Source organism: Calidithermus roseus (genome assembly GCF_003574095.1).
In the GTDB taxonomy this organism is placed as follows: Bacteria; Deinococcota; Deinococci; order Deinococcales; family Thermaceae; genus Calidithermus; species Calidithermus roseus.
Genome location: NZ_QWLA01000089.1, coordinates 1 through 12,240, shown reverse-complemented (window position 1 = coordinate 12,240; position 12,240 = coordinate 1). Strand labels below are relative to the sequence as shown.

Genomic DNA, 12,240 nt, shown 5'->3' with positions numbered 1-12,240 from the left:
GCCCGGCTCCACTCCCCCACGCGGTAGCGCTCGGCTTGCGCGGCCACCCAGCCCGCCACCGCCTGGGAGAGCCTGCGCCCATCGGCCAGGCGCAAGTCCTGGAAGAGCCCCGAACCGGGGTTGGAGGTCTTGACCAACACGAACAGCGCGCCGCGGCTGCGGTCGGCGGCCTGGAGGAGGGGTTCCATGGCGTCCTCGCCCAGGTAGGGGTTGACGGTGAGGGCGCTGCCGGGATAGGCCTCGAGATAAGCCCTGGCGTAGGCCTCGGCGGTGGAGCCGATATCCCCGCGTTTGGCGTCGAAGATCACCGGCAGGGCCAGCACCCGTGCCCCAGCCGCCAGCTCGTGCATCAGCGCGAAGCCCTCCGGCCCCAGCGCCTCGAAGAAGGCTGCCTGGAACTTGACCGCGCAGAGCCTGGCGGCCAGGGCTTCCATCAGCTCGAGGGTGTAGCGGCGGATGTGCGGCAGGAGCGATCCGCGAACCCCCTCCACCCGGTGCAGCTCGGGACGGGGGTCAACGCCCAGGACCAGCGGGGGGCGCTGCATGACCTCTTCGACGAAATCAAAGACCACGCCCTCATACTAAGGGCCCTCCGCTTGATTTTCCCTCATCTGGGGCTCCCACGGGTAGCGTTTGTGGGCGCGGTGACGGGAAGATTGCCAAGACGCGAAGCTTCCCGTGGGGTACTTAGCGCTATACACCATCGCTCCTCAGTTGCCTCAGCGCCTCGAACAAGGCGATGCCCACCGCCACCGAGACGTTGAGTGAGCGCACCGGGCCGGGCATGGGGATGCTCACTCCGGGAAACTGGCGCAGGACTTCCTCGGGTAGGCCGCGAGTTTCGGGGCCAAACAGCAGGTAGTCGCCGGGCCGGTACCGAACGTCGGTGTAGGGCTGCTGGGCTTTGGAACTGAAGGCCCACACCCTCGCCCCCGCTTCCAGCTGCTCGACGAACTTTGCCCAGGAGTCGTGCAGCACGTAGCGCACGTGAGGCCAGTAGTCCAGTCCGGCCCGTTTGAGCCTGGGATCGCCCGAGCGAGCCATCCCACCTTCGAACCAGCGGAAGCCAAAGGGGCGGATCAGGTGCAACTCGGCTCCCGCCGAGGCGCAGGTGCGGGCGATGTTGCCGGTATTCTGCGGGATGTCGGGTTGGTAAAGCACCACGCGCAGCATGAGCCCACTATAAGTCGGTGGTCGATAGACATGGGACTTAGGCCGTACGCAAGACACCGAAGGCTGATAAGCTCGAGCCCCCACTGGCCGACGACCGTTGACGGCCTTTTTCCAGCTTCATGTCTCTCGCCGAGCGCCTTTTGCTCAGCTCGAGCCAGAACCGGCCCGTCTTCATGCTAGGATACCTGCGGAGAGTGATGTGCTAGGGCCTGAACTCCTGCTTTGCGTAATAGCTCTAGGGTTTGGATTGTTGCTTCTGCGCGAAGCAAGGCATCAGCCCGTCTGGCAGGGAGCGGCGTGGGGCTTGTTGCTGTGGGCCCTCGAGGAGCTGGCCTGGTGGATTCAGCGCAGCCAGGGCTTCAGCGCGGTGATCACCCCCGCCGACGTGCTTTTCTACGCGGGGGCGGCCAGTTGGATGACCACCCTCATCCGCCTCGAGGTGCGGGCTACCCCGCGCTGGGGCCTGCTGCTGGTGCCCGCTTTGTTGCTCTGCACGGTTGCCCTGCTGGCCCGCCCTTCGGCCCTGCTCTCCGCCGTGGTTTCGTCGCTGGACCTCCTGCTCATGATCTTCGCCCTGCCGGTGCTCGAGCCCGCCCTGCGGGGCCAGGCCTCGGTGGGGCGCTTGTTGCTGGGTCTGGGGATCTTCATGCGGGTGAGCGCGCACAGCGCGTACTACTGGCTGGGCGAACCCGCGCTGGGAATGCTGGACTTCAGCATGTGGGGCGGCAGCTATGCCCTGATGGGCCTGGGGGCTTACCTCGAGGTGCGCAAGTTGGAGCGGCGGGTGGGGTTCTGGCCCTACTTGCTGGGCATCGCCAGCACCCTGGGGGTTTATCTGCTGTTCATCCACACCGCCAGCCTGCTCTACCCGTCGATGCTGGTCGAGGCGGCGCTGCTGGCGGCTTACCCCCTGCTGGCGGTCGTGCTGGCTTTTTCAGGAGTGCTCTACCGCAACCGTCGGTGGGCCGAGGAGCGATTGGAGCGCTGGACCTCGCTACTGGAGCGGCTGGGTGAGCTGGAATCCGGGGTGCAGACCACCCAGAACCTGGGGGCAGCCGGGTTGATGCGGCGGGTGCTGGATGCCTTGCAGCCGGTGTTCCCCGACCTGGTGGGCATCGAGATCCGCAACCGCGAATCCGTGCGGGTGGGCAAGGCCGCGCTTTACGTCAAGCACTTTCCCCTCTATGCCGACGAAGCCGAGGGGCGACTGTACTTCGAGCGCACCCCCAGCCCCTCCGACGCCCACGACCTCGAGGTGCTGGGCCCCTTCGTGGCCGAGAAGCTGCGCTCGGCGCTGTCGCTGGAAGAGTGGCGCAACCGCGCCCTCACCGATCCCCTCACCGGCCTCCTCAATCGCCGGGGGCTCGAGCGCCAGATTCCCCGCCTGATCGAGCTATGCCACACCAGCCAGCGTCCTCTGAGCGTGGCCATGCTCGACCTCGACCACTTCAAGCGCATCAACGACACCTACGGCCATTCGGTGGGCGACCGGGTGCTGCAAACCCTGGCCGGGGTGCTGCGCCACCACCTGCGCACCGAGGACCTAGCGGTGCGCTGGGGAGGCGAGGAGTTCGCCCTGTTCCTCTACGGGGCGGGGCTGGAGGAGGCGCGGCGGGTGCTCGAGCGCATCCGGACCGAGATGAGGGCGCTGGAGGTCGAGCCCATCTCCTGGAACGTCACCCTCTCGGCGGGCCTCACCGGGGGCAGCGTTCCTGCCTCGGAGGGCTTGCTGGAAGCCTGGATCCTCCAGGCCGACTGGACCCTGCTGCACGCCAAGGAGGCGGGCCGCGACCGGGTGATGGTCACCGAACCCCCGCGCAGCCAGGACCTCGAGCCGCGCAGGACGGCTTCGCAGTAGATTTACAGATAGTGAGCTAAAGGATAGGTGTGCCCCAGGGGCGGTGGATATGCTACCCCTGCAAGAGCGATTCCACGATTACCCCCGTTTGGAGTATTCGTAGAACGCCGCGAGGAGGAAAGCATGCCCGTACGTACCTCGGAAGCGGTCTGGCAGGGCACCCTCAAGGAGGGCAAAGGCCACCTCAAGCTGCAAAGCGGGGTTTATGAAGGCCCCTATACCCATGCCTCGCGCTTCGAAAACGCGCCCGGCACCAACCCCGAGGAACTGATCGGGGCGGCCCACGCAGGCTGCTTCGCCATGTTCCTCTCGGCCTTGCTGACCAACAACGGCTTCACCCCCGAGCGCCTGCACGCCCGATCCAGCGTCCACCTGGGCGAAGGGCCCACCATCACCAAGATCGAGCTGCGCCTCGAGGCCAAAGTTCCCGGCCTCTCCGAGGAGAAGTTCCAGGAGCTGGCCCAGCAAGCCAAGGCCAAATGCCCCGTCTCCAAGGCGCTGGCCGCCGTACCCGAGATCACGCTCGAGGCCAGGCTCGTTTACGCCTGACGAGGGCCACGTATTCGACTACCGGCGCTTATCCACATTCGCCCCCGCTGGAACCCCGCTCCGGCTGAGCTGAACCAGCGCCGTCCGCAGGGCCTCGATGGCCTTGAGGAACTCGGGGATCTCCACGTGTTCGTAGGGGGTGTGGTCGAGGGTGGAGTCGCCAGGTCCGTAGGCGATCATGGGAGCCGACCAGTGGGGAGCCAGCACGTTCATGTCACAGGTGCCGGTCTTGTACTTGAAGACCGGGGTTCCCCCCGCCTGGCGAATGCCCAGGCGCATGGCGCGGGTGAGGGGGGTATCCTTGGGGCCTACGTAGGGCACCTCGCGCCCGGAGAACACCAGGTCGATGGTGGGGGGAGCATAGGCCAGCAGATGTCGCACCGCGTCCTCGGGTTGCAGGCGGGGAGGTAGGCGCAAATCGAAGAACATCTCGGCCACCTGCTCGAGTTCAGCCGGCTCGATGCGGAAGTCACGCAGGGTGTACTGGATCTGGTGGAAAGCCCCCTGGCCCACGTTCATGGCCTCGACCCAAGCCTTGATGGAGGTGAAGTAGCTGATGAGCTCCTCGGCGGCGTTGGGTTCGTGGTGCGCGGAGTGGAAGTGGTCCTTCTGGCGGCGGACCTTGACCAGCAGGCGGCCCTTGTAGCCCAAGGTAATGCCCTGCCAACCGGAAGGCTCCCCGATCACCACGTAGTGGGGCTCGAGCTTGTCGGCCACGTAGCGCGCCCCCTTGGAGCTGGGGGCTTCCTCCTCGGTGGCGCCAACCAGGTGCACGGTGATCTGGCTTTTGAGGTCCTCCGGCAGCCCCGCCGTCGCCAACACGAAGCTCACGAAAGGGCCCTTGGCGTCTACCGAACCCCGCCCGAAGAGCTTCTCACCCTCCACCCGCACCGGGACCACCCCGGCCACGGTGTCGATGTGACCCAGCAGCACGATCTGCAAAGGGCCATGCCCCCAGACTCCACGGGCGTTTTCGGCCTCGTCCACCCAGGCTTTGAGGCCCAGGCGCTCCATGCCATGGACTAGGTATTGCGCCACCAGACGCTCCGACCCCGAAGGCGAGGGGATCTCGAGCGCCCCTTTGAGAAACTCCACCGCCTCCATAGGCTGCCTCACCCCACCCACTCCGCCTTGGGATCCCAGGCCAGCACCTCGCGCACAGCCTCCACGACCCGCTCGAGGTCGCTCTTCTCGATGACCAGCGGCGGCAGGAAGCGGATGACGGTAGGCCCGGCCTGCAAGGTGAGGATGCGGTGCTCGCGCTCGAGGCGGGCGATGTAGGGCGCGCTCTTCTCCTTGAGTTCCATGCCGATCATCAGGCCCAGGCCGCGCACCTCGCGCACCTTGGGCGAACCGAGGGAGCGCAGTTGCTCCATGAACCACGGGCCCAGCTCGGCGGCGCGCTCCCACAGGCGGGTGTGCTCGAGGTAGCGAATCGCCGCGACCCCAGCGGCCATGGCCAGCGGATTGCCGCCAAAGGTGGTGCCGTGGCCGCCCTTGGGCATCTTGTCGGCCACGGCGTCGGTCATGACCATGCAGCCGATGGGCACACCTCCGCCCAACGCCTTGGCCATGGTGATGATGTCCGGGACGATCCCGAAGTGCTCGAAGGCCCAGCGCTTGCCGGTGCGGCCCATGCCGGTCTGAATCTCGTCGAGGACCAGCAGGCAGCCGCGCTCGGAGGTGACCTGGCGGGCGGCCTGGAGGAACTCCGCCGTCGCCGGGCGCACCCCGCCTTCGCCCTGGACGGGCTCGAGGAAGACCGCCGCCGTGTTCTCGTCCACGGCGTTCTTCAGGGCCTCGACGTCGTTGTAGGGGATGAACACCACCTCGTGGCCGTAGGGGCCGAAGGGCTCGCGGTACTTCGGCTCATACGACAGTGCCACCGCGCCCAGGGTGCGGCCCGAGAAGCCGCGCATGGCCGCGACGAACTTGCGCTTGCCGGTCGCCATCATGGCGAACTTGAGCGCCGCCTCGTTGGCCTCGGTGCCCGAGTTGCAGGGGAACACCCGCCGCAAGGAGGGGGGCAGGATGCCGGTGATGGCCGCGTAGAACTCGGCCCGCTTGTCGTTGGGCAGGGTCTGGGGCATCACCATCAGCGTGGCGGCCTGCCGCTGCACGGCCTCGACCACAAAGGGGTTGGAGTGCCCCAGGTTGGCTACGCCGTAGCCGCCCACGCAGTCGATGTACTCGTTGCCCTCGCTGTCCCACACGCGGGCACCCTCACCCCGCACGATCACCACGTCGTGCTTGTTGTACACGCCGGAGTCGTGGGCCTTCTCCACCTCGAGCCAGTTCAGCGCCGTCTGCATGATTCCTCCATTCTACGTTCGCCTCCCCAAACAAAAACCCGGCCCACGCGAAAGGGCCGGGAGCCGGGTTCAAAGCCTATAGGGCCTAACCCACCTCCCGTTGCATAGGTTTGCGCGAAGACGCGAACATATCGGGCTCAGGGTAAGGCCCTTCACCCTCCCTGTCAAGCACCGCTGGGGCCAAGCCACTCAGCCCGGACAGCCCGTACATTAAGTCAATGCGCCAGAAGTTGCTCGAGTCCTTCCGCTTCGCCCTGGAAGCCACCCACCCCTACCGCCTGACCCGCCAGGCCCTGCCCCAGACCCCGCCCACCCACGTGCTGGCTCTGGGCAAAGCCGCCTTCCCGATGCTCAAAGCGGTCAGCGACGCCTACGGGAGCGTGCCCGGCCTGGGCATCACGCGCTACGGACACCTCGAGCCCAGCGTGCGCCTGCCGGGGGTCGAACTGCTCGAGGCCGGGCATCCCGTGCCCAATGAGGGCAGCCTCCGGGCGGGGGAACGGGTGCTCGAGTTCGTGGGGCGGCTCTCCCCCACCGACCACCTGCTGGTGCTGATCTCGGGCGGCGGGAGCGCTTTGGTGAGCGCGCCCTGGGGCATCTCGAGCGAGGAGAAGCAGGCGCTCAGCCGGGCCCTGCTGGCCTCGGGGGCCGACATCCAGGAGGTCAACGCGGTGCGCAAGCACCTCTCGAGGCTCAAGGGCGGGCGGTTGGCGGCGGCCACCCAAGCCCGCATCACCAGCCTGCTCCTCTCCGACGTGCCCGGCGACGACCCCTCGGTGATCGCCTCCGGACCCACCGTGCCCGACCCCAGCACCTTCGCCCAGGCCCTGGAGGTGCTGGAGCGCTACGGCATCGAAAGCCCGGCGCGGGAGCACCTCGAGCGCGGCGCACGCGGCGAGCTTCCCGAGTCGCCCAAGCCCGGCGACCCCGTGTTCGAGCGGGTGGAGAACCGGCTCATCGGAGCGGCGCGGCACCTGTTGGAGGCCGCCCGGAGCTACTGGGAAGGCCTAGGCTACCGCGTGCTGGTCCTCTCCGACCGCTTCGTGGGCGAAGCCCGCGAACTGGCCCGCTTCCACGCGGCGATGGTGCAGAGCATCCGCGAGGCGGGGCAGCCGGTCCCTCCACCCGTAGTGCTGCTCTCGGGCGGCGAGGCCGGGGTGAGGGTGAGGGGCTCGGGCAAGGGGGGGCGCAACCAGGAGTTTTTGCTGTGGCTGGCCTGCTTCTTGGGCGAGGGTGGAGTGTGGGCGGTGGCCTGCGACTCCGACGGCATCGACGGGAACACCGAGGCGGCGGGGGCGGTGATTCATCCGAAGCTTCTGAGTGGAAGCCGACGGCTCAAGGCCAAGCAACACCTCGCCAACAACGACGCTTACGGCTTCTTCAAAGCTCACGACAGCCTGGTGATCAGCGGCCCCACCCAGAACAACCTCAACGATTACCGGGTGATCGTCGTCGAATAGGTGTGCCGAAGGCAAAATGCAAGGGGTTATCGAAGCGAGGGGGTGTGGGGGAGCTATAAAACCCAGCGGCTTTAGCCCTGGTCGCCTCGCCACGGCGAGGCGAGGACTCCCCCACGTGCCCCGCAGGGGCACGTGGCATAGGGCTGGCTGTGATAAAATGCCCATCGGGAACAGCAGTTCCCGAGGTTCTTGCCGCCCCGCCTTGGCGGGGCGGGGTAGGGGGTTCCGTCCACGAAGCGCTGGGCGGGTAAAACCTGTAGCGTGCGAATCTCGGTCTGGTGTGGCGAAAACCAAGCTACACTCTTGGCCAAACTCCGTACCGTGGGACACACGGGAAGTCACGCTTGAGGAGACGGTTGAAATACCGTGCATCACCGTGTAAGACGTTCGTACCGGGCGCATTGGTGAGCCCAAGAATCCCACGTGCTTTAGCCGTGGGAGTGTCAACGACCTGGGTATCGGAGATTTCGGGCTTCCAGGGGCCTCCTGCTTCCCCCTTCCTGCCTCACGGTGAGGTTCCGCTGAACTCCTGGCGGATTTGCGCTTCAATTGCGGCGGCCAGGTCGCGCTCTCCGGCGGCCAGCAAGTAGCTGTAGGCCGCCGGGGCGAAGCCGATTTGCTCGCTGAGCATCAGACGCAGGCCCTGCTCACGGGGTCGCTGAGGGATGTCGTCGGCCTCGAGCGCTACCCACACCACGGGCGCGGCGTAGACCGGACCGCTGGCAGAGGAGACCTCGAGGCGCTGAGCGAAGCGCAGGGCGCCGGTGGGCAGGGTGAAGAGCCCGTCGGCGGCCTGCTGACCAAAGAGTTCCTCGCCCCCGATCCCCAGCAGGCGCAGGCGCTGCCCACCCGCGATGGGCAGGCGCAGTTCGGGCAGGCTGTAGTCGGTGGGCAGGTAAAGGGCCGGGACCGCGCCCTCCCCCCGGCTGGTGACCCGCTTAGCAAAGGCCCGCGCCGCCTGGTCCTTGCAGATGCCCACGTCCTTGCAGGCTTCCAGCAGGCGCTGCCACAAGCTGGGGGAGTCGGCCAGCTGGAAGCAGGCAGTGGCGGCTCCCAGGGTATAGACCCGCACCCCGTAGGTCAGGCGGGCCTCGCCTCGCTCCACGCACAGCCGGTCGCCGGGCTGTAGCTCCAGGGTCAGGGGATTGCCTCCGGCGCGCTCGAAGGTCTGCTCCACGCTGCCCCTGCGCTCGAGCCGGGCCCTGCCGTTGAGCTCGAGCCTGACCTGCACCGCCAGGCCCAGGCCCAGCAGCAAGATCAATGCAGCGCCAATGCTGGGCGCTTTCCAGTGACGAAGCAACCCATTAATCCGGCTTCGCGTCATACCCTCTGGCCCCCCTCCACACCTTCAGCCCCAGCAGGGCGAAGTGCATCGCCACCACCGGGAACAAATAGTCGAGGAAATAACCGAAGCGGTTGACGATGAAAGCCCCCACCCAAAACAGCAGCCACACGATGATGGTGGGCTCCAGCAGGCCGTTGATCACCTTGCGGAACCTCGAGCGGCCCAGCAGCCCGTCGGTGATGCCGTAGGTGATGAGGAGCGAGGCGAAGACCAGGGTGGGCACCAGGAGCACCAGCAGCCACAGGTCGAGCCCCTCGCTGAAGTGGCCGTAGGTGACCAGGGTCATGAGGGCGCTGACGTGGATGTCGATGCCCTGCAGGCCGCTGGAGGCCGCCCGCACCGGCACGAAGTGCTGATCGGAGTCCGGTGGCCAGGTGCGGCCCAGCAGGAAGATGGCCCCCTGGGTGCTCTGGTCCTGCAACAGCCCCCCGCGCAGGAATTCGGCGGCGCTGATGACGGTGAGGCCCTTCCACAGCTGCTCGCCCTGGGTGCCTGGAGCGAAGCGCTGGATCTCGCGGAAGACGATGCGCTCCCCCACCCCGAAGGCTCCGGCGCTGAGCTTGCGGCAGGCCTCGAGGTCCTCTGGGCGGCTGAGGTCGTGACCGATGCCCAGGCAGTACAGCGCCAGCGCCGCCGGGAGGGGCTGAGCGGGCTCGGCTTTGGGGATCCAGCGGGTCACCCCGTCGCTGTCGTAGAGCACGAAGGCGTTGACCGGGAACAAGCGGGGGCTGACCTGGCGCATGGGCAGGCCCAGCACACTGGGCTGGAGCCCATCGGCGTCGGAGAGGGCCTCGAAGGGGCGGTCGTCGGCCAGGAGCAGGGGGTAGGGGAAGCGGCCCAACACCCGCAGCAGGCGCTCATCGCCCTCCGAGAGCGCAGCCTGCTCGTTGGAGCCAAAGCTCAGGTCGAAGTCCAGCAGCACCCCGGCGGGGCGGTAATCGGCGACGCGCAGCAGCAGGTCGGCCATGCGGCTGCGGTGGAAGAGGTAGCCCCGCACCCTGAGCGCCTCGAGGCTGGGCCGGTCGACCTCGACGAGCACCACCGGGGGAAAGGCCCGGCGCGGCTGGGGCGCGTTCCAGCGGTAGACCACGCGGGTGAGCTGGTCCAGGGGAGCGTTCTGCTCGACTTCGACCAGGAAACCCAGCGGCCCCAGCAGGTCGTAGCGGTGGATGAGCTGCAAGGCCCCCATCACCAGCAGGATCAGCACCGTGCGGTGCAGGGCTTTCCGCGCGATGGGGTCGTGCCAGAGCCAGGCCAGCCGTCGCATCTGGGCCTACTTCACCACTTCGACGACTACCTCGGCGGCGCCGTGCTCGAGCGCTGCCTGGCGGTTGCGGTCGGGCTGGGGGGCGGGAGCGGCCACGCCGATGTTGCGGCTCATGGTGGTGGCCAGCTCGGGAAGCTGACTGCCGCTGAAGTCGAAGGTCTTGAACTGGCCGCTGAAGCTGCCCAACCCGGCCCTGTAGAGGTTGAGCGGGACAGTGGTCACCAGGGCCAGCACCCGGCTCTTGCCCACCGGCTCGATGGCCCGAAAAACGAAGCTGCCCACCTTGCTTCCGGGCACCTCCACCATCTCGTTTTCCTCGAGGCGGTTGTCGGTGTTGAACTGGTTGGGGAAGATCACCGTGAGCTTACCGTCGGCCCCCAGCTCGATGAGGTTGAGGTAGCCGGCTTTGGAGCTGACCAGCCGGAAGCTCAGCTCCTCGCCCAGCCTGTAGGTGCGGCTGGGCTTGCTGGCGGCGATCTCCACGCGGAACTGGCTGTTGCGCAGGATACGGTTGAGCAACTCGCCGGGGGTGTCGGCCTGCTCCACCGCTCCGGTGTAGGGCTGCGCCGGGGTCTCGGGCTGGCCCAGCTTGCCGAAGGCGTGGATGTCCTTGCCCAGCCAGGCCGGGGGGCCGTCGAGCTGGGGGGTATGGGGCAGGTAGCGCGGCAAGCGGCTCACCGCCTGCCGGATGGCGTCGGCGCTGCGGTCGCGCAGTTGCAGAAAGGAGAGGCTGCCGGGCTGCATCACCAGGTTGTAAAGCGCCTGGGTGAAGGCGCTCCCCTGGCCCACGGCCAGCGCCCCCAGCGCCACCTCGTTCTGCGCCGCGGCGCTCAGGCTGATGACGCGGGGCCCGGCCTTGTCCTGCTCGACGCTGATGGAGCGGATGTTGGCGGGTTTGGCGCAGACGGGTTGCTGGGCGGGTTTGGGCCACAGCTTGCCCTCGAGCTCCCCGAACAGGGCCGACTTGGTGGCGGTGCCGCTGAAGCAGCTATCGAGGATGACCCAGATTTCGCTGGCGGCCACCTTCTGCAGCAGACCGTCCACCTCGTCGTCGCTGACCACCCGCCCGTCCTGCCCCACGATGGCCTCGTCACAGCCGTCGTCCTCGTCGCCGTTGAGGTCGCGCAGTTGGGTACCGTGGCCGCTGAAGTAGAAGATGGCGCGGTCGCCGGCCTTGGTGCCCCTCACCAGCCACTCGTCGGTGGCCTTGAGGATGCCCTCACGGGTGGCCTCGCGGTCCTTGAGCAGCCGGATCTGCGCGGGCTGGAAGCCGAGCTTAAGGGAGACCTGACGCATGAGCTCGAGGTCGCGGTCAGGGCCGGGAAGGGGTTTTTCGTACTCCCGGATGCCGATGATCAGCGCCCGGTCCTCGGCCAAGGCCAGGCTACCCAATGCCAGCGCCAAAACCACCGATGCCCATCGCTTCATATCGCCCAGCCTCCCGTAATTCACTCGCGGAGCCCATAATGGGCTAATGGTTAATCCGGCGTTATACGGTTGCTGCCATTATCGCACCCGTGCCACCGGGAAATCCTCCCCCACGAAGCGCTGCTGGGGGATCTGCTGGTTCTGGGTCAGCTCGCGCACCCGCCGGCTGACGTAGGCGAAGAGCTGGCTCGAGGTCACTACCCCACTGGCATCGGCGGCTCCCCCCTCGAGGGCTTCCAGCAGAGCCTTGGTGAAGGCCCCGTTGCCCCAGTCAGGTTTCTCCAGCGCGGGCTGCCCACCCCGCGAAGCGGCCATCACCAGCCGGTCGCCCGAGCCCGCCGCCAGGCTTTGCACGAAGCGGTCGGGGTCGGGGTTGTTGCTGCGCCCGCCCACCACCGCGCCCGAGTAGCAGGTGTCGATGAAGACCATCACCCGTCCGCGGGTCTTGCTCACGAAGTCCTCCACGTCGGACTGGCGCAACGAGTCGCTCTCGAGGTCGCTGAGGCGGCTGTTGTACATGGGGATGAGGTAGACCTGCCCGTCGTTGAAGCCGTGGCCGGAGAAGAACAGCACCGTGGTGTCGCTGTCGGAGGCGTTGCGGCGGAACTCGCCCAGCGTGCTCTTGACCCTTGGCAGCAGCGCATCCTTGCCCAGCAGCCGCACTACCTGCACCTCGTCGTAGGCCCGGCCCTTCTGCCGCTCGAAGACCCGCGCCAGATCGGAAGCATCCTTCTCGGCCAGGCCGAGCGGTCGGATGTTGGGGTCTTCATACTTATTGATCCCCACCACCAGCACCCGCAGCCGCTTGAGGGCGGCCTGGGGCTGGGAGGGGCGGGCGGGCTGGTAGT

The 12,240-nt window shown here is 67.4% G+C and carries 11 protein-coding genes; 3 read left to right on the top strand and 8 right to left on the bottom strand.

The window, feature by feature from the left end; translation table 11 throughout:
* Both pyrF and Mrose_RS16255 read right to left on the bottom strand, forming a co-directional pair.
* A partial coding sequence (gene pyrF / locus Mrose_RS16260) for an orotidine-5'-phosphate decarboxylase (protein WP_119280051.1) occupies positions 1 to 545 on the bottom strand: 545 nt, incomplete at its 3' end.
* Between the two features lie 148 nt (positions 546 to 693).
* On the bottom strand, positions 694 to 1,173 hold the full coding sequence (locus Mrose_RS16255) for a tRNA (cytidine(34)-2'-O)-methyltransferase (protein ID WP_119280049.1): 480 nt from the start codon (positions 1,171 to 1,173) through the stop codon (positions 694 to 696).
* A 250-nt stretch (positions 1,174 to 1,423) separates the two neighbouring features.
* Here Mrose_RS16255 and Mrose_RS16250 point away from each other — a divergent pair, with 250 nt between their 5' ends.
* Positions 1,424 to 3,031 (top strand): GGDEF domain-containing protein, encoded by a 1,608-nt coding sequence (locus Mrose_RS16250; RefSeq protein WP_147371689.1) that lies wholly within the window; start codon positions 1,424 to 1,426, stop codon positions 3,029 to 3,031.
* A 123-nt stretch (positions 3,032 to 3,154) separates the two neighbouring features.
* Entirely contained in the window at positions 3,155 to 3,580 is a 426-nt protein-coding gene (locus tag Mrose_RS16245) for an OsmC family protein (RefSeq protein ID WP_119280045.1), read from the top strand.
* Between the two features lie 18 nt (positions 3,581 to 3,598).
* Here the strand turns inward: Mrose_RS16245 and Mrose_RS16240 are convergent, their stop codons facing one another.
* Both Mrose_RS16240 and lysJ read right to left on the bottom strand, forming a co-directional pair.
* Positions 3,599 to 4,684, bottom strand: coding sequence for a [LysW]-lysine hydrolase (locus Mrose_RS16240; RefSeq protein WP_119280043.1), 1,086 nt, complete (start codon positions 4,682 to 4,684; stop codon positions 3,599 to 3,601).
* Between the two features lie 8 nt (positions 4,685 to 4,692).
* Positions 4,693 to 5,892, bottom strand: a complete 1,200-nt coding sequence (lysJ, locus tag Mrose_RS16235; protein ID WP_119280041.1) for a [LysW]-aminoadipate semialdehyde transaminase LysJ — start codon at positions 5,890 to 5,892, stop codon at positions 4,693 to 4,695.
* Between the two features lie 218 nt (positions 5,893 to 6,110).
* On the opposite strand from lysJ, the gene Mrose_RS16230 reads away from it, so the two are divergent.
* Complete coding sequence (locus tag Mrose_RS16230) at positions 6,111 to 7,352, top strand: glycerate kinase type-2 family protein (protein ID WP_119280039.1); 1,242 nt, start codon at positions 6,111 to 6,113, stop codon at positions 7,350 to 7,352.
* Between the two features lie 505 nt (positions 7,353 to 7,857).
* Here the strand turns inward: Mrose_RS16230 and Mrose_RS16225 are convergent.
* The 4 genes from Mrose_RS16225 to Mrose_RS16210 all read right to left on the bottom strand — a co-directional run.
* Entirely contained in the window at positions 7,858 to 8,613 is a 756-nt protein-coding gene (locus Mrose_RS16225) for a hypothetical protein (protein WP_119280037.1), read from the bottom strand.
* 43 nt (positions 8,614 to 8,656) lie between these two features.
* Entirely contained in the window at positions 8,657 to 9,964 is a 1,308-nt protein-coding gene (locus Mrose_RS16220) for a CHASE2 domain-containing protein (RefSeq protein WP_119280035.1), read from the bottom strand.
* Between the two features lie 6 nt (positions 9,965 to 9,970).
* Entirely contained in the window at positions 9,971 to 11,392 is a 1,422-nt protein-coding gene (locus Mrose_RS16215) for a caspase family protein (RefSeq protein WP_119280033.1), read from the bottom strand.
* Between the two features lie 78 nt (positions 11,393 to 11,470).
* Positions 11,471 to 12,240: caspase family protein (locus Mrose_RS16210; protein WP_147371688.1), on the bottom strand; the 770-nt coding region annotated here is incomplete at its 5' end.